This is a genomic window from Hydrogenophaga sp. LT287 (genome assembly GCF_055702805.1).
In genome coordinates, this window is record NZ_JBVPZC010000006.1 from 34,486 (window position 1) to 53,881 (window position 19,396).

General features: G+C 61.9%; 16 protein-coding genes. 10 read left to right on the plus strand and 6 right to left on the minus strand.

The window, feature by feature from the left end; translation table 11 throughout:
* Positions 1-33 precede the first annotated feature (33 nt).
* From AC0GNR_RS06980 to AC0GNR_RS06995, 4 genes are all read left to right on the plus strand, one after another.
* Positions 34-1,611, plus strand: coding sequence for an ABC transporter substrate-binding protein (locus tag AC0GNR_RS06980; protein WP_472900246.1), 1,578 nt, complete (start codon positions 34-36; stop codon positions 1,609-1,611).
* A 149-nt stretch (positions 1,612-1,760) separates the two neighbouring features.
* On the plus strand, positions 1,761-2,672 hold the full coding sequence (locus AC0GNR_RS06985; protein WP_472900247.1) for an ABC transporter permease: 912 nt from the start codon (positions 1,761-1,763) through the stop codon (positions 2,670-2,672).
* A gap of 7 nt (positions 2,673-2,679) precedes the next feature.
* The gene (locus AC0GNR_RS06990; RefSeq protein ID WP_472900248.1) at positions 2,680-3,669 is read left to right on the plus strand and encodes an ABC transporter ATP-binding protein; all 990 of its coding nucleotides are present in this window, start codon (positions 2,680-2,682) and stop codon (positions 3,667-3,669) included.
* Complete coding sequence (locus AC0GNR_RS06995) at positions 3,666-4,733, plus strand: ABC transporter ATP-binding protein (RefSeq protein WP_472900249.1); 1,068 nt, start codon at positions 3,666-3,668, stop codon at positions 4,731-4,733. Before AC0GNR_RS06990 ends, AC0GNR_RS06995 begins: the two co-directional genes overlap by 4 nt.
* A gap of 259 nt (positions 4,734-4,992) precedes the next feature.
* Here the strand turns inward: AC0GNR_RS06995 and AC0GNR_RS07000 are convergent, their stop codons facing one another.
* On the minus strand, positions 4,993-5,841 hold the full coding sequence (locus AC0GNR_RS07000) for a MurR/RpiR family transcriptional regulator (protein ID WP_304839504.1): 849 nt from the start codon (positions 5,839-5,841) through the stop codon (positions 4,993-4,995).
* A 70-nt stretch (positions 5,842-5,911) separates the two neighbouring features.
* Here AC0GNR_RS07000 and tal point away from each other — a divergent pair, with 70 nt between their 5' ends.
* On the plus strand, positions 5,912-6,853 hold the full coding sequence (tal, locus tag AC0GNR_RS07005) for a transaldolase (protein WP_472900250.1): 942 nt from the start codon (positions 5,912-5,914) through the stop codon (positions 6,851-6,853).
* A 190-nt stretch (positions 6,854-7,043) separates the two neighbouring features.
* On the opposite strand, the gene groL is transcribed toward tal, so the two are convergent.
* Both groL and AC0GNR_RS07015 read right to left on the minus strand, forming a co-directional pair.
* Positions 7,044-8,690, minus strand: a complete 1,647-nt coding sequence (gene groL, locus AC0GNR_RS07010; RefSeq protein ID WP_472900251.1) for a chaperonin GroEL — start codon at positions 8,688-8,690, stop codon at positions 7,044-7,046.
* Between the two features lie 80 nt (positions 8,691-8,770).
* Entirely contained in the window at positions 8,771-9,064 is a 294-nt protein-coding gene (locus tag AC0GNR_RS07015; RefSeq protein WP_305334028.1) for a co-chaperone GroES, read from the minus strand.
* 296 nt (positions 9,065-9,360) lie between these two features.
* Here AC0GNR_RS07015 and AC0GNR_RS07020 point away from each other — a divergent pair, with 296 nt between their 5' ends.
* On the plus strand, positions 9,361-11,169 hold the full coding sequence (locus tag AC0GNR_RS07020) for an SLC13 family permease (RefSeq protein ID WP_472900252.1): 1,809 nt from the start codon (positions 9,361-9,363) through the stop codon (positions 11,167-11,169).
* Between the two features lie 212 nt (positions 11,170-11,381).
* Here the strand turns inward: AC0GNR_RS07020 and AC0GNR_RS07025 are convergent, their stop codons facing one another.
* Positions 11,382-12,473, minus strand: coding sequence for a calcium/sodium antiporter (locus AC0GNR_RS07025; protein WP_472900253.1), 1,092 nt, complete (start codon positions 12,471-12,473; stop codon positions 11,382-11,384).
* Positions 12,474-12,772: 299 nt separating this feature from the next.
* Between AC0GNR_RS07025 and AC0GNR_RS07030 the strand changes: the two genes are divergently transcribed.
* The 3 genes from AC0GNR_RS07030 to AC0GNR_RS07040 all read left to right on the plus strand — a co-directional run bounded on the left by AC0GNR_RS07030 (position 12,773) and on the right by AC0GNR_RS07040 (position 14,672).
* Positions 12,773-13,411, plus strand: a complete 639-nt coding sequence (locus AC0GNR_RS07030) for an exopolysaccharide biosynthesis protein (RefSeq protein WP_472900254.1) — start codon at positions 12,773-12,775, stop codon at positions 13,409-13,411.
* A gap of 11 nt (positions 13,412-13,422) precedes the next feature.
* Entirely contained in the window at positions 13,423-13,704 is a 282-nt protein-coding gene (locus AC0GNR_RS07035) for a hypothetical protein (protein ID WP_305334989.1), read from the plus strand.
* Between the two features lie 101 nt (positions 13,705-13,805).
* Positions 13,806-14,672 (plus strand): mechanosensitive ion channel family protein, encoded by an 867-nt coding sequence (locus AC0GNR_RS07040; RefSeq protein ID WP_472900255.1) that lies wholly within the window; start codon positions 13,806-13,808, stop codon positions 14,670-14,672.
* A 104-nt stretch (positions 14,673-14,776) separates the two neighbouring features.
* Here the strand turns inward: AC0GNR_RS07040 and AC0GNR_RS07045 are convergent, their stop codons facing one another.
* Positions 14,777-16,852, minus strand: a complete 2,076-nt coding sequence (locus AC0GNR_RS07045; protein WP_472900256.1) for a PAS domain-containing sensor histidine kinase — start codon at positions 16,850-16,852, stop codon at positions 14,777-14,779.
* 271 nt (positions 16,853-17,123) lie between these two features.
* Positions 17,124-18,305 (minus strand): methionine adenosyltransferase, encoded by a 1,182-nt coding sequence (metK, locus tag AC0GNR_RS07050; RefSeq protein ID WP_472900257.1) that lies wholly within the window; start codon positions 18,303-18,305, stop codon positions 17,124-17,126.
* 192 nt (positions 18,306-18,497) lie between these two features.
* Here metK and AC0GNR_RS07055 point away from each other — a divergent pair, with 192 nt between their 5' ends.
* On the plus strand, positions 18,498-19,373 hold the full coding sequence (locus AC0GNR_RS07055) for a lysophospholipid acyltransferase family protein (RefSeq protein ID WP_472900258.1): 876 nt from the start codon (positions 18,498-18,500) through the stop codon (positions 19,371-19,373).
* Positions 19,374-19,396: the final 23 nt, after the last annotated feature.

A 19,396-nucleotide genomic window follows, 5' to 3' on the forward strand; every position in this document is an offset into this window, starting at 1 on the left:
GATCCCCTGACCCCCAACCGCTAGGAGCAACGCATGAAACTGAAGAAAACGCTGGCCGCCAGTCTGGTGATTGCTGCCATGACCGCCATGAGCGCGGCCTCCGCACAGACCGTGCGCATTGGCAACCAGGGCGATGCCTTGTCGATGGACCCGCATTCGTTGAACGAATCGCTGCAGCTCAGCGTGACCAACAACATTTATGAGCCTTTGGTGGGTCGCGACAAAAACCTGAACCTGGTGCCTGCGCTGGCCACTTCGTGGAAGCAAACGGCGCCCACGGTGTGGCGCTTTGAACTGCGCAAGGGCGTGAAATTTCATGACGGCGCACCCTTCACCGCCGACGATGTGCTGTTCAGTTTTGCCCGTGCGGCTGGCGACGGCTCCGACATGAAGAGCTACACCAACGACTTCAAGAGCGTGCGCAAGGCCAACGACTTCGCCATTGAGATCGAAACCAAGGCGCCATTTCCGATCTTGCCCGACGTGCTGTCACTCGTGTTCATCATGAACAAAAAGTGGGCCGAAGAGAACCAGGCCACGCGCCCCGTGGACCGCCGCAAAGGCATTGAAAATGCGGCTTCCTTCCGCGCCAATGGCACGGGACCGTTTCGCTTGCGCGAGCGCCAGCCCAACGTGAAAACCTCGTTTGTGCGCAACGGCAACTACTGGGGGAAGATTGAAGGCAACGTGATCAACGTCGAGTACACCCCGATTGGCAACGACGCCACCCGCGTGGCGGCCTTGTTGTCTGGCCAGGTGGACGTGATTGAGCCGGTGCCGCTGCAAGACGTGGCGCGCATCAACGCCAGTGGCAAAAGCAAGGTGATGCAGGGCCCCGAGCTGCGCACCATTTTCCTGGGCATGGACCAGGCGCGCGACGAGCTGCTGTATTCCAACGTGAAGGGCAAAAACCCGTTCAAAGACAAGCGGGTGCGCCAGGCGTTTTACCAGGCCATCGACATCAACGGCATTCAGCGCACGGTGATGCGCGGCGCGTCCAAGCCCACCGCGCTGATGGTGGGGCCGGGCATCAATGGCTTTGACCCGGCGATGAACACCCGCTTGCCCTACGACCCGGAGGCCGCCAAAAAGCTGCTGGCCGAGGCCGGTTACCCCAACGGCTTTGAGGTGGGCATGAACTGCCCGAACGACCGCTATGTGAACGATGGCAACATTTGCCAGGCCGTGGCCGCCAACCTGGCGCGCGTTGGGGTGAAAGTGAACCTGCAGGCCGAAACCAAGGGCACTTACTTCCCCAAAATTCTCAAGCGCGACACCAGCTTCTACCTGCTGGGCTGGACGCCTGGCACCTACGACGCGCACAACGCGCTGAACGCCTTGATGCGCTGCGTGGACAGCTCGGGCGCGGGCCAGTTCAACCTGGGTTCGTATTGCAACCCCAAGGTGGATGAGCTGACGGCCAAGATCCAGTCGGAAACCGACAAGCCCAAGCGCGACGCCATGATCAAAGAGGCGTTCAAGATCCACAGCGACGACGTGGGGCACCTGCCTCTGCACCAGCAGGCGCTGGCCTGGGGCGTGGCCAACAACGTGCAACTGGCGCAAATTGCGGACAACTTCATGCCGTTCCGCTACATGTCTGTGAAATAAAAAAACCCGCGCCGTTTGCGGCGTCAGCCCCTGAAAGGGGCGCCGGTAGCGGCCCGTCCTGCGCTTGTCGAAGGGCGGTGCCGGGCTGGCTCAGGGCGGGCTCGCCAGCAGACGGGGCGCCCGGTTGATTGATTACGAAAGCTTTTACTTTGATCTCCACTTTGCGCCGCTGGTTCGACGGCGATGTCGGCCACAGTTTTTTGAATTCACCCACCGCCATCGTGGCGGCGGTGATCGCTTTCGTGTGCGTGTTCAGCGCCTTGTTTGCGCCCTGGGTGGCGCCGCACAACCCGTTTGATCTGGCCACGCTGGAACTGTCCAACGCCCGGTTGCCGCCCTTCTGGAGCGAGGGTGGTTCAGCCAACTTCTTGCTGGGTACCGACGACCAGGGGCGCGACATTCTGTCGGCCATCATGTATGGCGCCCGCATTTCGCTGGCGGTCGGTTTGGCGTCGGTGGTGTTGTCGGTGGTGATCGGCGTGTCGTTTGGTTTGCTGGCCGGGTTTCTGGGCGGCTGGGTGGATGGCGTGCTCATGCGCCTGTGCGACGTCATGCTCTCGTTTCCCTCTATTCTGGTGGCGCTGCTGATTGCCGGTGTGGGGCGCGCGATGTTTCCCAACGCGCACGAAGGGCTCGCGTTTGGCGTGTTGATTCTGTCGATCACGCTCACCGGCTGGGTGCAATACGCGCGCACGGTGCGCGGCTCGACGCTGGTGGAGCGCAACAAAGAATACGTGCAGGCGGCCCGTGTGACGGGTGTGGCCCCGCTGCGCATCATGCGCAGCCATGTGCTGCCCAACGTCATGGGGCCGGTGCTGGTGCTGGCCACCATCCAGGTGGCCACGGCCATCATCACCGAGGCCACGCTGTCGTTTCTGGGGGTGGGCGCACCACCCACTTCGCCATCGCTGGGCACGCTCATCCGCGTGGGCAACGACTACCTGTTTTCTGGCGAGTGGTGGATCACCATTTTCCCGGGCGCTATGTTGGTGTTGATTGCGCTCTCTGTGAACCTGCTGGGCGACTGGCTGCGTGATGCTCTCAATCCTCGACTCCGGTAAGCACAGCATGAGCCTGTTAGAAGTAAAAAATCTCGTGGTCGAATTTCCGGGTCGCCGCGGCACGCTGCGCGCGCTGGACGACGTTTCTTTCGACATCGCACCCGGTGAAATTCTGGGTGTGGTGGGCGAATCGGGTGCGGGCAAGTCGCTCACCGGGGCGTCCATTATTGGCCTGCTGGAGCCACCGGGCCGCGTGGCCAGTGGCGAGATACGCCTGCACGGCCAGCGCATCGACAACCTGCCCTATGAAGAGATGCGCAAGGTGCGCGGGCGCAAGATCGGCGCCATTTTTCAAGACCCGCTCACCTCGCTGAACCCGCTGTACTCGGTGGGCCGCCAGCTCATTGAAACCATCACCACCCACCTGCCGGTGAGCCAGGCTGAAGCGCGCAAGCGGGCCATCAACCTGTTGAAAGACACCGGTATTCCAGCAGCCGAGCAGCGCATTGACCACTTTCCGCACCAGTTTTCGGGCGGTATGCGCCAGCGGGTGGTGATTGCTCTGGCGTTGGCCGCCGAGCCGCAGCTGATCGTGGCCGACGAGCCCACCACTGCGCTCGATGTGTCTATCCAGGCGCAGATCATCACGTTGCTGAAAACCATTTGCAAAGACCGTGGTGCCGCGGTGATGCTGATCACGCACGACATGGGCGTGATTGCCGAAACCTGCGACCGCGTGGCGGTGATGTACGCCGGGCGCATTGCCGAAATCGGGCCGGTGCACGAGGTCATCAACCACCCAGCCCACCCCTACACCGCCGGCCTGATGGCCTGCATACCCGACATGAGCCAGGACCGCGAGCGCCTGCACCAGATTGACGGCGCCATGCCACGCCTGAACGCGATCCCCACCGGTTGTGCCTACAACCCGCGTTGCGACCGGGTGGTGGACCGCTGCCATGTGGAGCGGCCCAACCTGATGCCCGCCGGCGCCACCCGCGCCGCTTGCTGGCTGCACGACGCCTCCACTGTTTTGACACCGGGAGTGGCCGCATGAGCTCGAACCTGATTGAAAAAGCGGTGCAAGCGCAGGCAGACCGTCACGCTGCAACCTCTGCACCTGCTGACGAGGCACCCTTGGTGCGTGCCACCGATCTGGCCAAGACTTTTGATGTGTCGGCCCCCTGGCTCAACCGCGTGATTGAACGCCAGCCCCGCCAATTGCTGCGGGCCGTGGACGGCGTGTCGTTTGACATCCCGCGCGGCCAGACGCTGGCGCTGGTGGGTGAGTCGGGTTGCGGTAAAAGCACGGTGGCCCGGCTGCTGGTGGGTTTGTACGAACCCACACGCGGCGGCTTTGAGTTTGATGGGCTGGACGCCCACGCGGCGTTCAAAACGCCACAAGGCCGCCAGCTGCGCCGGCGCATCCAGATGATTTTTCAGGACCCCTACGCCAGCCTGAACCCGCGCTGGATTGTGGAGGACATCATTGCCGAGCCGCTGCGCGAGCACGGCATTGAAACCGAGCCGGTGGCGTTGCGTGCGCGGGTGGATGAGCTGCTGAAGTCGGTGGGTTTGTCGCCGCTCGACCGGGTGAAGTACCCGCACCAGTTTTCGGGCGGGCAGCGCCAGCGCATTTCCATTGCGCGGGCGCTGGCGACACAACCCGAGTTTCTGGTGTGTGACGAGCCCACCAGCGCGCTGGACGTGAGCGTGCAGGCGCAGGTGCTCAACATCATGAAAGACCTGCAGCGCGAGCGCGGTCTCACCTACCTGTTCATCAGCCACAACCTGGCCGTGGTGCGCCATGTGAGCGATCAGGTGGGCGTGATGTACCTCGGCCGCCTGGTGGAGCTGGCGCCCAAGCACACGCTGTTTGACAGCCCGCGCCACCCCTACACGCGCATGCTGCTCGACGCTATTCCCAAGATGCACGACACGGGTAGGGCGCGCACACCGGTGTCAGGCGAAGTGCCCAACCCGCTGAATCCACCCGACGGCTGCGCCTTCAACCCGCGTTGCCCACATGTCAACGAGCGCTGCCGCGTTGAACGCCCGAACCTGCTGACCTTGGGCGGCATCCGTATTGCCTGCCATGCGGTGGAAGAAGGCCGGATCTGATCGCGTGACGTGTTGGCGTTGACGCGGACAACGGGCACTCCCCTCCGCGAATGTCCCCCGGCCTGCGGCCTGCTCCTTTATTTCGCTGCGGGAAGCACCCGTCGTCCTCGGAGCGCGTGTCTTTAACAAGGGCACCGCGGAACCGGCATTGCCGGGCCGCCAGTGCAGCCCCCTTCAGGGGGTGACGCCGAAGGCGTCGCGGGGGTGTTTCAAGTGCTGTGGCGCAGAGGGACGCTTGACCTGTGCGCGACGCTCACGGTCAGGCGTAGCGCTTGCTCCTCAAGTTGTTCTTCATCTCCTTCAGCAGAGGTTGCAGCTTGCTGCCACCAATGCGCAGCGCCAGGCAGGTGGCGAGCACGTCAATCACCATCAGGTGCATCAGGCGCGAAGTCATGGGGCTGTAACGGTCATAGCCTTCGGGGTGGTCAGCCGACAGGTGAATGTGTCCGGCAGCCGCCAGGGGTGAGCCGCTGGCGGTGATCACGATCACGGTGGCGCCGTGCTTGCGCGCGATGTCGGCGGCGTCCATCAGGTCGCGTGTGCGGCCCGAGTTGGAGATGATCACCACACAATCACCAGGACCCAGCAGCGAGGCACTCATCACCTGCATGTGGCCGTCGCTGTAAGCGATGGCGTTGATGCCCAGGCGGAAGAATTTGTGTTGTGCGTCTTGCGCCACGATGCCCGAATTGCCTGCGCCAAAGAATTCAATGCGGCCGCGGTTTTTGTAGGTGGCCAGCAGCGCGTCCACCGCTTTTTCAATGGAGTGGGTGGAAGCGTCGTTGCGGTATTTCAGGAATGCCGCCACGGTGTTGTCGATCACCTTGACCAGCACGTCACCCACCTTGTCGTCCACGTCCACGCTGCGGTGGATGAACGGCACGCCTTCGCTCACGGTGCCCGCGAGCTTGAGCTTGAAGTCCGACAGGCCGTCGTAACCCATGCTGCGGCAAAAGCGCACCACGGTGGGCTTGCTCACGTGGGCGCGATCGGCCAGTTCAGACACCGGCAGGCTGGCGAAGCTGCGCGGGTCGAGCAGCACCAGTTTGCCTACCCGTTGTTCAGCGGGCGCTAGCGAAGGCAAGGAGGCTTTGATGCGGTCGAGCATGGGGGACAGTCCGGTTACGAAACAAGTTACAAAAAGAACGTGAAACCTTATTACACCCGATAATGGCGAAATGAACCAGCTAGACGCACTCAAACAACTCACCACCGTGGTCGCTGACACCGGTGATTTCAACCAGATCGCGGCGTTTTCGCCACGGGATGCGACCACCAACCCGTCGCTCATCCTGAAAGCGGTGCAGAAGCCCGAATACGCCCATCTGCTGCAAGACGCGGTGGCGAAATACGGCGCTCAGGGCGCGGACGAGGTGATGAACCGCCTGCTCGTGGCCTTTGGCTGTGAAATTTTGAAACACATCCCCGGCCGCGTCTCCACCGAAGTGGACGCGCGCCTGAGCTTCGACACCGAAGCCACCGTGACGCGCGCGCGCCGCATCATCGATCTTTATCAAGGCGAAGGCGTGCACGTGGACCGCGTGCTGATCAAGATTGCTTCCACCTGGGAAGGCATTCAGGCCGCAGCCCGACTGGAGCGCGACGGCATCCACACCAACCTCACGCTGCTGTTTTCTTTTGCCCAGGCCGTGGCCTGCGGCCAGGCCAAGGTGCAGCTGATTTCGCCGTTTGTGGGCCGTATTTACGACTGGTACAAAAGGAATGCCAGCGCCACCTGGGACGAGGCCGCCATGGCGGGCGCCAACGACCCGGGTGTGAAGTCGGTGCGCGCCATCTACAACTTCTACAAAAAACACGGTATCGCTACCGAGGTGATGGGCGCGAGCTTTCGCAACGTGGGCCAGATCACGGCCCTGGCCGGCTGCGACCTGCTGACCATCAGCCCCGACCTGTTGGCCCAGCTGGCCGCCAGCGACGCAGCCTTGCCCAAAGCGCTGGACGCCGAGGCCGCGAAGGCGATGGAGATTCCGTTTGTGCAGCACGACGAAGCGGGCTTCCGCTTCGCGATGAACGAAGACGCGATGGCCACCGAGAAGCTGGCTGAAGGCATCCGTGCGTTTGTGGCAGACACGATCAAGCTCGAAGGCATGATGAAGTAAGCAACGCTGACCCATAACGAAAAAACCCCCGCGAGGTGACTCGCGGGGGTTTTTTCTTGGGGTTTTGTCAGCCTGCAGTGATGCATTCCGACGCAGCATGAGGCGCCAGGCCAAGGCGCAAGGGCGTAGGCAGTGGCAGCGCCACGGCAAGCCCTTGCAACGCCGGCATGGCGTCTCAGGCAAGGAGCAATTACATGCCCATGCCGCCCATGTCGCCCATCCCACCCATGCCGCCACCGCCCATGGCTGGAGCGTCATCCTTGGGGGACTCGGCAACCATGCACTCGGTCGTCAGCATCAGGCTGGACACCGAAGCGGCGTTTTGCAGCGCGGTGCGGGTCACTTTCGTTGGGTCCAGAATGCCCATTTCGATCATGTCGCCGTAGGTGTCGTTGGCGGCGTTGAAGCCGTAGTTGCCCGAACCAGCCAGGATAGCGTTGACCACCACCGATGGCTCGCCACCAGCGTTGGCCACGATCTCGCGCAGAGGCGCTTCAATCGCTTTCAACACCAGCTTGATACCGGCGTCCTGGTCGGCGTTGTCACCTTTGATGGTGCCAGCGGCCTGACGGGCGCGCAGCAGGGCCACGCCACCACCGGCGACGATGCCTTCTTCCACTGCAGCGCGGGTGGCGTGCAGGGCGTCTTCCACGCGGGCTTTCTTTTCCTTCATCTCGACTTCGGTGGCAGCGCCAACCTTGATCACGGCCACACCGCCGGCCAGCTTGGCCACGCGCTCTTGCAGTTTCTCGCGGTCGTAGTCGGAGGTCGCTTCTTCGATCTGCACGCGCACTTGTTTCACGCGGGCTTCGATGTCAGCAGCAGCGCCGGCGCCGTCGATGATGATGGTGTTCTCTTTGCTGACTTCGATGCGCTTGGCCGAACCCAGATCGGCCAGCGTCACTTTTTCCAGCGTCATGCCGACTTCTTCGGCGATCACTTTGCCGCCGGTCAGGATGGCGATGTCTTCCAGCATGGCTTTGCGGCGGTCGCCGAAGCCAGGAGCCTTGACAGCCACAACCTTCAGGATGCCGCGGATGGTGTTGACCACCAGCGTCGCCAGGGCTTCGCCTTCGACGTCTTCGGCAATGATCAGCAGCGGACGGCCGGCCTTGGCCACTTGCTCCAGTGTGGGCAGCAGGTCACGGATGTTGGAAACCTTCTTGTCGTACAGCAGCACGAAAGGGTTGTCCAGCAGAGCGGCTTGCTTTTCTGGGTTGTTGATGAAGTAGGGCGACAGGTAGCCACGGTCAAACTGCATGCCTTCAACGACTTCCAGTTCGGATTCCAGTGATTTGCCGTCTTCCACGGTGATCACGCCTTCTTTGCCCACTTTGTCCATGGCATCGGCAATGATCTTGCCGATGGTTTCGTCTGCGTTGGCAGAGATGGAGCCGACCTGAGCGATTTCTTTGGACGTGGTGGTGGCCTTGGAAGCCTTCTTCAGCTCGATGATCAGGGCCGTCACAGCCTTGTCGATACCGCGCTTCAGGTCCATCGGGTTCATGCCGGCGGCCACGTACTTCATGCCTTCACGCACGATGGCCTGTGCCAGCACGGTGGCGGTGGTGGTGCCGTCGCCAGCGTTGTCCGAGGTCTTGGAAGCCACTTCCTTGACCATCTGGGCGCCCATGTTCTGCAGCTTGTCCTTAAGTTCGATCTCTTTAGCGACCGAAACACCGTCTTTCGTGACGGTAGGGGCGCCGAACGAGCGCTCCAGCACCACGTTGCGGCCTTTGGGGCCCAGGGTGACTTTGACGGCGTTGGCCAGGATGTTCACACCCTCGACCATGCGTGCGCGGGCTTCGCCGCCGAAAATGACGTCTTTTGCTGCCATGTTGATAACTCCTAGATAAATTGAACAGTTGGAGAGAGGGCGAACAAGCGCTTGGGCATTGTTCGCTCAGTCCCGCAAAATTACTTGGACTCGACGACGGCGAACAGGTCGTCTTCTTTCATCACCAGCAGTTCGTTGCCGTCGACCTTGACGGTCTGGCCGCTGTACTTGCCAAACAGAACGCGGTCACCGACCTTGACGTTCATGGCGGACAGTTCGCCTTTGTCGTTTTTCTTGCCGGGACCAACGGCCAGGATTTCGCCCTGGTCTGGCTTTTCAGCAGCGGCGTCGGGGATGACGATGCCCGAAGCGGTCTTGGTTTCGCTGTCAATACGCTTGACGATCACGCGATCGGCGAGAGGACGAAGGTTCATTGCATCTCCTGAGATAGAACGGTAAAAGGGGGGATTCAGACCGGCAGCGCCCGCTTTGAGAGCCAGCGACACCGTTGATCGACTTGGCACCGAGTGTTAGCACTCAATGTCAGCGAGTGCTAATGATAAGGGCGACCCCGCGGCTTTTCAAGACCAGGGGCTGGTTTTTTGCGCAATCCGAGGGGATTTGCGGAGCGCCACCCATCTTTCCCGTTGGTGCCACTCAGCCCATCCCTATATGCAAATGATCTAAAAGTATTTAGCTCCTCAGGCCGCGACCGCCATGATCCGCGGCCATGACGCTTCCCGAATCCACCCACGCCCTGGCCGTGGGCATCCTCCTCGTTCTCCTGTTCATCAGTTTTGTGCGCGAATGGGTCAAGCCCGACGTGGCGGTGCTGACCGCTGTGGCCTTGTTGCTGCTGACCGGCCTGCTCACGCCGGCCAAGGTGCTGGGCGTGTTCAGCAACAGTGCGCCCTTCACCATCGCCTGCCTGTTCATCATCAGCGGTGCACTCAGCCGCACCGGCTGTGTGGACTGGCTGGGCGAGCGCATCGCGCAGGCGGCGGGCCGCAGCGAGGGCCGCTTGCTGGTGGGTCTGCTGCTGGTGGGCTTGCTGGTGTCGCCCTTCATCAACAACACGCCGGTGGTGATGGTGATGATTCCGGTGGTGATCAGCCTGGCCACGCGCCTGTCGCTGAGCCCGTCGCGGCTGCTGATTCCGCTGTCTTACGCCACCATCTTGGGCGGTACGGTCACATTGGTGGGCACGTCCACCAACATCCTGGTGGACGGGGTGGCGCGCAGCATGGGGCTGGCGCCGTTCAGCATGTTCGAGATCACCGCGCCCGCGCTGGTGATCGCGTTGTTCGGTTGCACTTTCATGCTGCTGTTTGCGCGGCGCTGGCTGCCCGCGCGCGAGACGCTGACGCAGCAGTTCACCGGCCACACCGACCGCCTGTTCATGACCGAGCTGTTTGTGCCCGCCGGTTCGCGGCTGGACGGCCGCAGCCTGCAAGACGCCCGCCTGGCCAACGGCAGCGTGCAGGTGCTCAAGCTGTTCCGGGGCGAAGAAGAATGGAGCGCGCCCGCGCCTGAGACTCGCTTGCAGACCGGCGACCGCCTGGTGGTGCACTCACGCAGCAGCGCCATGGTGGACCTGCGCGGCAGTGATCTGATCGGCCTGCACGCGCCCGCGCCACAGGGCAGCGGCACTGATCTGGAAACCCTGCGCCAGCGGGATGTGGTGATCGTCGAGGCGCTGGTGGGGCAGACCTCGCGCTATGTGATGCGCCCCATCCGCGACCTGGACCTGGCCTCGCGCTACGGCATCCACCTGATCGCGGTGCACCGCAAGAACGCATCCATCGCCGATATTGGCGACGACTTCCAGCTGCAGTTTGGCGACGTGCTGCTGGTGGAGGGCGCACCGCGCCAGATCCAGCGCTTTTGCGACAACGGCGACCTGTTCGCCATCACCGAGCGCCAGCCCGCGCTGCAGCGGCGTGGCAAGGCGCCCGTCGCAGTGGGCACCATGGTGGGGGTGATGGCACTGGCGGCGTTTGACGTGATGCCCATCGAGGGGCTGGCGCTGATTGGCGCGGTGCTGGTGGTACTGACCGGCTGCCTCAAGCCCGAAGAGGCCTACAAGTCCATCGAGTGGCCGATCCTGATGCTGATCTACGGCATGCTGGCGGTGAGCGTGGCCATGCGCGATTCGGGCCTGTCGGCGCTGGCCGCGCAGTCGCTGGTGCAGTGGGGCGGCGGGCTCTCGCCATGGCTGGTGCTGTCGCTGGTGATCCTGGCCACGTCCATTGCCACCGAGTTCATCAGCAACAACGCGGTGGCGGTGCTGTTCACGCCGGTGGTGATCGGGGTGGCGCTGGAGCTGGGCGTGGACCCCCGGCCCTTTGTGGTTGGCATCATGTTTGCGGCCAGCTTCAGCTTTGCCACCCCCATCGGCTACCAAACCAACACCCTGGTCTACAGCGCCGGCAACTACCGATTCAGCGACTTCGCGCGCCTGGGCGTGCCCATGAACATGCTCACCTGGGCGGCGTCCAGCTTGCTGATTCCCCTGTTCTGGCCGTTTTATACAAGTTGAGGATGGCCCGGCTTCAGACGGATCAGGCACCGTTGTATGGCCAGTGGTGGAGTTTGGGTTGGGTTTTCCAGACAGCTGACCGCCTGCAGCCGGATGCTCAGTGCGGAAGCTCAATGCCGTTGGCTGAGACGGCGTGCACCTAGATTGCCCGTGCACTGAACAGCCCCCCGCCTCCGGCGGCAAAGACCGCGCATGCCGGGGGCTGATGTTGCTTAAGTCGTGTGGTTTTTGGGTTGGCGCAGCCACACCACCACCAGCGTCACAACGGTCAGTGGAATTACAAAACCGATCATCGTGGCAGAGAAGGCGGGCAGGGCAGCGTGCTGCTGAGCGGCCAGAAGCAGATAGGCTACGTAAGCCACGTAGTAGCCCAGAAACACGGCGCCTTCCCAGCGCGCAATTTCACGCCCGGTGACGAAAATGGGCAAGCAGGCCAGCGCAACGGCCAGCATGACCCAGATGTCAAAGTTGAGCATCGACGGTGCAATCGCCAAGCCGTCGCTGCCGGCCACCAGTCCGCTCAGGCCTACACAGCCAAGAATGTTGAACGTGTTGCTGCCAACGACGTTGCCCACAGCAATGTCGCGCTCACCCTTGATGGCTGCAGTCAACGAGGTGGCCACCTCCGGCATGGAGGTGCCTGCTGCCACGATGGTGAGGCCGATAACCACATCACTCACCCCAAAGGACTTCGCAAAAACCACGGATGAGCTCACCAGCCAGTCGGACCCGACGACCAGCAGCGCGAGCCCAACAACGATCAAGCCGAGTTGGCCGGCCCAGTGCGCATCCCACGCGCCCTGCTGGGCAGGACGCACTTCGGCATCGAATTCGGTCGCCTGTTGTGCGCTTTCTTTTCTCGACTGAATGACCAGAAACGCCGTGTAGGACACCATCAAGACCAGCAAGAGCAGGCCCTCCCAGACCTGAATATTGCCGTCAAGCGCCATCACGAGCAGCAGCAGGGAAGCCCCCAACATGATGGGAATTTCTTGCCGAATCAGCTGTACGTGGACCACCAGCGGCACGATCAGCGCGCTGATGCCGAGAATGAACAGCACGTTGAAGATGTTGCTGCCGACGACGTTGCCAATGGCGATATCGCCTTTACCCTCAAGCACAGCACCGGTCGACACAGCCATTTCTGGGGCGCTGGTGCCAAATGCCACGATGGTCAGCCCGACCACCAGTGGCGAGAGTCCAAACGAAAGCGCCAGCTTCGACGCTCCGCGAACGAGCGAGTTGGCACCGGCGACCAAGGCCACCAAGCCTGCTGCAAACCACAACGACTGTATCCAGAGCATATTGACCCACTTTTAGGCGGCCGAGGGGCCGCAGGTGAAACGTCGAGGAACCGCAAACAAAAAGAGCTAAACCCGTAATCATATGAGAAAAAATTTGTGGGTTAGAGGGAGTTAATTCAGCTTTTGGCTGATACTTCTTCCGGTGAAAGTGCGGGGTTTGAGATGAGGCATAGTTGACATGATTGCTGGCCAAACCGCGGTCCTGCCCGGCAAAAACGCACACATGGGCTGCGTCTTCATATGCCCGAGTCGGCGATTCGACCTGTGCTTTGGTGGTTCAGGGTCAAGCAAAAAACAACATGAAATCTTTGGATAGCCGTCCGGGTGGTCAGATGCGCGGGAAATCTTTGTCGCAGGTTCTGGCGGATCTGGCCCATCAGGGCAAGAGCGAGCGAATCTGCATCAAAGACCTGTTGGATGCCCTCGGGGATCGAGCCATCGGTGCGCTGATGTTTGTCTTTGCGGTCCCTGGCATCCTGCCAGTTCCACCCGGTGTGTCCACCATCCTGGGCACGCCGCTGATTTTTCTGTCGGTCCAGTTGATGCTAGATTTGCGCCCCTGGCTGCCGGCCATCATCAGCCAGCGCTCGCTGCTTCGTAGCGACTTCCAGGCGCTGATCCGCCGAATTCTTCCGTGGTTGGTCAGGGCGGAGCGCCTGTTGCGCCCTCGTTACGCGGTGCTTTCGACGCCGCCCATAGAGAACGTGATTGGGCTGCTGTGTCTGTTGTTGTCGGTCACGCTGGCGCTGCCCATTCCGCTGGGAAACACATTGCCTGCCTTGGCCATCGGTATTTTGGCTCTCGGTGTGCTGGAAAAAGACGGTCTCTGGGTTCTGGCTGGCTTCGTGGCTGCAGCGCTTGCCGCCACGGTGGTGTCTGGCGTGGTGTTCGCCATGCTCCAGGCGGCTGTCTTCCTTGTTGGTCAGTTGTTTCATTGATGCGCCCGGTTGTGTTCCATTTTTTTCGTGAGCGGTGGCGAGGCAAGACGCCGTTGCCGCGTTTGTTCTGGATCGACTTGCTCGCGACAGCGACCGTGTTGAACTTGCTCTTTGGATTTGTCTCACTGCTGATGCTGGCAAAACGGGTGGACTGGGCATGGGTGTTTGCTGTGCATGCGTTGGTCATCCCTTACAACGCGTTTTTGGTGGTGTCGATATGGCGCCATGCGAAAACACCACCTTGGATGAGGGCTGCATCCGCTGTCTGGTTGCTGGTGGCTTTTGCTATCTGAGTCCCGTCTCAGGGCTGTACCTGCGAGTGTTCAGGTGCTTTGTGGGTGGACATTGCGCTGGCCCAAAAAACATGTACGTCAAGGGTGGAAAATGAGCCGATATGTCTATTTCAACGTTTGACTCGACGTTCGAGCGGTTGGCGCTGTTGATCCCAGGTCATTGGGACAAGGTCATCGTCTCGGTGATCCTCATCGGCCTCGCGCTGCTTTTTTCTCAAATTTGGGCCCGGTATCTGGCCCGCGGGCAGATTTCTGCGCAGAAACGCAGGCTGCACCTGGTGTGGGCGCGCAACATTATTTGGTTCGCTGCCTTGCTCGCGATCATTTCGCTGTGGGCTTCCACGATCGCGGGTTTTGCGCTTTCGCTGGCCGCCGTGGCGGGTGCGCTGTTGATTGTGAGCAAAGAGTTGGTGATGTGCGTGCACGGCTACCTCTATGTCACCTTGGTTCAGCCGTTCAAGGTGGGTGATGTCATCGAATTTGGCGCCCTCAAGGGCCGGGTGATCGACATCGACATGTTCGCCACCACGCTGACCGAATTTGACGCGGCCGGCCAGGTGATCGGGAACGTGGCCGAGTTTCCCAACGGCTTGCTGCTCACCACGCCGCTCAGGAACATGTCGCCAACGGGCGCTTTCTCCCTGCATCACGTCCGGATCCCCGTTCCCGAGGCGTTCGTCCACGATCTTGACCGGATTGAAGCCGCGTCCATGGCCGCAGCCGAGCGCGTCACCAGCCCATGGCGCGACGAGGCCATTGCCCATTTCAGAAAGGTGTCTGAAGAGCAGTTCATTCATTTCCCCTCAGGCAAGAACAAGGTGTCCTGGGATTTTTCTGATCCGGAACACCTGGTCCTGGTGGTGAGGGTGGCCTGCCCGAGCGATGAACGCTCCGCTGTGGAGCAGGCCGTTTTCCGCGAAACATGGAAAGCGCTGGTGTCACCACCTTCGTCCCCCAGCGCCGATTGACGGGCCTCTCCCGCGATGAACAGCCCGGCCTGGCTCCTGACCAGGGCTTTGACCGCCGCACCCTGAGCGTTTATGGACGGAGCACTGGCCCTGCCCGCTGCCACTCAGATCGTCAGTTCAGCCAAGGCCGAGCGTGGAAAGTCGAGCTCGGGTTCGAGGCCTTCAAAGGGCAGGGTGAAATAGAAAGTGCAGCCTAGGCCGGGCGCGCTTTCGGCCCAGATGCGGCCGGCGTGGCGTTCGATGATGCGCTGCGACAGCGCCAGCCCGGTGCCGGTGCCTTCAAAGTCCATGGAATGGTGCTGGCGCTGGAACATGACGAACAGGTTGTGTGCCTTTTCCAGGTCAAAGCCCACGCCGTTGTCGTGCACATAGAAAGTGCGGCCGCCCACGGGGTTGACCTTCCAGCCCACTTCGATGCGCGCTTTTTCGCGTGGGCGCGTGTACTTCACCGAGTTGTTCAGCAGGTTGCTCCAGGCTTGCGCCAGCAACATGGCGTCGCCGCGCACGATCGGCAGGTCTTCCTCGATCACCCATTCGATGTTGCGATCCGGGTTTTCCTGGCGCAGGTGGGCAATCACGCCTTCGAGCAGGGGCGCCAAGGGCACCGGTTGCGACTCGATGGCGACTCGGCCCAGGCGCGCGTATTCCAGCAAACCTTCAATCATGTGGCTCATGCGCTTGCTGGCCTTGGCTGTCGAGTTCAGGTACTGCGTCACGAGTTTGTCGCTGGACTCACCCAGCTGCTCTTGCAGCAAGCTCACGAAACTGGCGATGTGGCGCAGCGGCGCGCGCAGGTCGTGCGAGACCATGTGCGAGAACACGTCCAGGTCTTTGTTGGCGGCGACCAGCTGCTGTGTGCGCTCGGCCACGCGTTTTTCCAGCTCGCGGTTGAGGTCGTTCATCACGTCCTCCAGGCTCTTGGCGGCGGTCATGTCGCGGGTGATGCTGGACAGGCCTTGCAGCTCGCCCGTTTCGTTGCGCAAGGCCGTCAACACCGTGTGGGCCCAGAAGCGCGAGCCATCGTCGCGCTGGCGCCAGCCGCGGGTTTCCCATTGGCCGTGGGCTTTGGCCAGGCGCAACACCTGGTCGGGGTCCACTTCATCTTCGCCGGCGTTGTCGGTGGACAGCAGGGTCTGGTACGAATGACCGATCATTTGCGAGCGGCGGTGTCCGTGCAGGCGCTGTGCGCTTTCGGTCCAGTCGGTGATCAGGCCTTCTTCGTCAATGAAATAAATGCAGTAGTCCTGGATGGCGTCCACCATCAGGCGGTAGCGCTGTTCGCTCTGGAACAGCTCGGCACTGCGCTCGCGCACACGCTCTTCCAGGTCGCGGTTGGCGTCGAGCACAAACTCTTCCGTGCGGCGGCGCTCGCTGATGTCATGCAACTCAATGAAGATGCCTTCCACCACGCCCTGCTGAAAGTCCGGGATGTAGTGAATTTCGTAGTAGTTGCGGGTGCCATCGTTCGCCACGCGCTCGGCTTCAAACGTTTCCACCTGCCCGCTCAGTGCCGCCGCCACGCGCGGCAAAATTTCCGGCAACAGGTCGGGGCGCACCACCTGGCTCAGGTGCGAACCCACCATGTCGCTGGACAGCTTGCCGTAGCGCGAGGCGTGGGCGGAGTTGGCAAAGCGGCAGATCAGGTCTTTGTCGTAGTAAGCCAATCGCGCAGGAATGCGGTCGGTGATGGTTTGCAGGAAACCTTCATGGGCTACCACGCGTTGCTCGGCCGCTTTGCGCTCGTTGATGTCCACCAGCGTCGTGTTGCTGTGCAAGAAGTTGCCTTCGGCATCGCGCACCGCGGTGGAAGAAAACAGCGCGTGGAAGCGGCTGCCGTCTTTGCGGCGCACCTCAATCTCCATGGCCTCGGTGCGGCCACTTTGCAGCAAAATTTCCAGACGGTCTTGCATCACCGGGCGCCAAGACGGGTCGATGAGGTCAAAAATGTCGAGTTGGCCAAGCGCCTCCTCGCGGCTGTAGCCCAGCCAGTCCAGCAAGGTCTGGTTGAGCTTCACGAACCGGTGGTTGGCGTCCAGCGACAGGTAGCCGCAAGGGGCGTGCTCGTAGAGCGAATGCGCTTGCTCGAGCGCTTGCTGGAGGTCCCGGGTCCGTACGGTAACCAGGCGCTCCAGATCGGGATGCGCGTCGCCGGTCTGTTCCGGTTGGAAAGAGGTGTCCATGTTTCAAGGCTCCAGATCGTTGCAGTGCACAGCGGTAAATGTCCGTACAAGGCTTATCGGAAGTCTTTGGCAAAAATTCAGGGTTGTTACCCTTTGGCCCGCTCAAACCTGCGGGGCGCACAACAAAAAAACCCCTGCGCGAAAGCGAGGGGCTTTTTGTTGAGTGGACACTCACTTTCGGGCATCGCACCATTTTTCCGCAGCGTCTGTCCGGGTTGGCTGCGCTGCGCAACCCGCACGCCGAGCGTGCCGGTTGTCTCGGCCAGCCGCCTTACAGGCCGGCCGCGGCGCGCAAGACTGCGGCTTTGTCGGTGCGTTCCCAGGTGAACTCGGGCTCTTCGCGGCCGAAGTGTCCATAGGCTGCGGTCTTTTGGTAGATCGGGCGCAGCAGGTCCAGCATCTGGATGATGCCTTTGGGCCGCAGGTCAAAGTGCTCGTTCACCAGGGCTGCAATTTGCTCGTCCGGGATCACGCCGGTTCCCTCGGTGTACACCGTCACGTTCATGGGTTTGGCCACGCCAATGGCGTACGCCACCTGGATCTGGCACTGCTTGGCCAGGCCGGCGGCCACGATGTTTTTGGCCACGTAGCGGGCGGCGTAAGCGGCGGAGCGGTCCACCTTGGAGGGGTCTTTGCCGCTGAAAGCGCCGCCGCCGTGCGGGCAGGCGCCACCGTAGGTGTCCACGATGATCTTGCGGCCGGTCAGGCCACAGTCGCCCTGCGGGCCGCCGATGACGAATCGGCCGGTCGGGTTGATGAGGTAGCGGGTGTTTTGCAGCCACTCTTTGGGCAGCACCGGCTTGATGATTTCTTCAATGATGGCCTCGATGAAGCTGTCTTTCATCTTCGTCGGGGTCTCCGACTGGTCGGGGCTGTGCTGGGTGGACAGCACCACGGTGTCGATGCTGTGGGGCTTGCCGTCTACATAGCGCATGGTCACCTGGCTCTTGGCGTCGGGCCGCAAGAAAGGCAGGCGGCCGTCTTTGCGCAACTGCGCCTGGCGCTCCACCAGGCGGTGGGCGTAGTAAATGGGCGCGGGCATCAGTTCGGGCGTTTCGTCGCAGGCGTAGCCAAACATCAGGCCCTGGTCGCCCGCGCCAATGTTCAGGTGGTCGTCCGAGGCGTGGTCCACGCCCTGGGCGATGTCGTTGCTTTGCTTGTCGTAAGCCACCAGCACCGCACAGCCTTTGTAGTCAATGCCGTACTCGGTGTTGTCGTAACCAATGCGCTTGATGGTGTCGCGCGCCACCTGGATGTAGTCGACGTGGGCGTTGGTGGTGATTTCACCAGCGAGCACCACCAGGCCGGTGTTGGTCAGCGTTTCGGCGGCCACACGGCTGCGGGGGTCTTGCGCAAAGATCGCGTCAAGGATCGCGTCAGAGATCTGGTCAGCCACCTTGTCGGGGTGGCCTTCAGAGACGGATTCGGAAGTGAAGAGAAAATCGTTCGCCATATAAACTCCAAAGTTGGTGGATCGGCGTTGCCGGTCTGTCAGAGTTCGGCGAACGCTTTAGCGGAATTTATGAATCGCCCCGCAATTAGTTCAGTAACTCGGCGATGGGGGGCATTTTAGATCAAGCTTCTGCCGCAGTCTTCCTGGTTACGCCAATGCCTCGCACCTGTGGGGCCATGTTTTGTTTGTACTGTGGACGCCTTCATTCGTTTGATTTTTGTGTTTTTGAGCAAGCTGCCGCTGCCGCTGTTGCACGCCGGGGGCTGGCTGCTGGGCTGGTTGAGCTTTCTGTTCTCAGGGCGCTACCGCCGCCGTTTGCTGGACAACGTTCGCCAGGGCGGCTTCTCGATGGGCGTGGCCCTGGCTTCTGTGGGCGAGTCCGGCAAGATGGTGGCCGAGCTGCCTCGCTTGTGGCTGGGCCGCCCGGTGCGCGTGGGCTGGGAGGGCGCTGCGCACATTGAGGCCGCGCAGGCCCATGGCGTGGGGGTGTTGTATCTCACGCCGCACCTGGGTTGCTTTGAAATCACGGCGCAGGCGCTGGCCGAGCGGTTCGGTGAACACATGCCCATCACGGTGCTGTACCGCCCGGCCCGCCAGCCTTGGCTGCGCGAGCTGGTGGCCAGCGCCCGCAACCGCCCGGGCTTGCACACCGCACCCACCACGCTGGCGGGTGTCAAGCAACTCATCAAGGCACTCAAGTCGGGGCAGGCCGTGGGGCTGCTGCCCGACCAGGTACCGCCCGAAGGGCAGGGCGTGTGGGCGCCCTTTTTCGGTCGGGACGCTTACACCATGACGCTCTCAGCCCGGCTGGTGCACAGCGCCAAGGCGCAGCCCGTGTTGATCTGGGGCGAGCGGCTGAGCTGGGGGCGCGGTTTTCTGGTGCATGTGCGCCCGTTTGACCCCACCCACACGTCGCCCATGGCCACCGACGCGACGCAGGCCGCACAGCAGATCAACCACGCCATGGAGGCCCTGGTGCGCGAATGCCCGCAGCAATACCTGTGGTCTTATGCCCGATACAAAAAACCCGCGGGTGCCGACAGCGCCGTACCGGCCACCGGTAGCTGACTGTGCGCCGCAAGCAACCCCCT

Excerpts from the sequence above, each read along its gene's own strand:
- AC0GNR_RS06980 (WP_472900246.1), top strand. The coding sequence starts at position 34 with ATGAAACTGAAGAAAACGCTGGCCGCCAGTCTGGTGATTGCTGCCATG.
- AC0GNR_RS06990 (WP_472900248.1), top strand. The coding sequence starts at position 2,680 with ATGAGCCTGTTAGAAGTAAAAAATCTCGTGGTCGAATTTCCGGGTCGC.
- AC0GNR_RS06995 (WP_472900249.1), top strand. The coding sequence starts at position 3,666 with ATGAGCTCGAACCTGATTGAAAAAGCGGTGCAAGCGCAGGCAGACCGT.
- AC0GNR_RS07000 (WP_304839504.1), bottom strand. The coding sequence starts at position 5,841 with ATGCTCGACCGCATCAAAGCCTCCTTGCCTTCGCTAGCGCCCGCTGAA.
- tal (WP_472900250.1), top strand. The coding sequence starts at position 5,912 with ATGAACCAGCTAGACGCACTCAAACAACTCACCACCGTGGTCGCTGAC.
- groL (WP_472900251.1), bottom strand. The coding sequence starts at position 8,690 with ATGGCAGCAAAAGACGTCATTTTCGGCGGCGAAGCCCGCGCACGCATG.
- AC0GNR_RS07015 (WP_305334028.1), bottom strand. The coding sequence starts at position 9,064 with ATGAACCTTCGTCCTCTCGCCGATCGCGTGATCGTCAAGCGTATTGAC.
- AC0GNR_RS07020 (WP_472900252.1), top strand. The coding sequence starts at position 9,361 with ATGACGCTTCCCGAATCCACCCACGCCCTGGCCGTGGGCATCCTCCTC.
- AC0GNR_RS07025 (WP_472900253.1), bottom strand. The coding sequence starts at position 12,473 with ATGCTCTGGATACAGTCGTTGTGGTTTGCAGCAGGCTTGGTGGCCTTG.
- AC0GNR_RS07030 (WP_472900254.1), top strand. The coding sequence starts at position 12,773 with ATGAAATCTTTGGATAGCCGTCCGGGTGGTCAGATGCGCGGGAAATCT.
- AC0GNR_RS07040 (WP_472900255.1), top strand. The coding sequence starts at position 13,806 with ATGTCTATTTCAACGTTTGACTCGACGTTCGAGCGGTTGGCGCTGTTG.
- AC0GNR_RS07045 (WP_472900256.1), bottom strand. The coding sequence starts at position 16,852 with ATGGACACCTCTTTCCAACCGGAACAGACCGGCGACGCGCATCCCGAT.
- metK (WP_472900257.1), bottom strand. The coding sequence starts at position 18,305 with ATGGCGAACGATTTTCTCTTCACTTCCGAATCCGTCTCTGAAGGCCAC.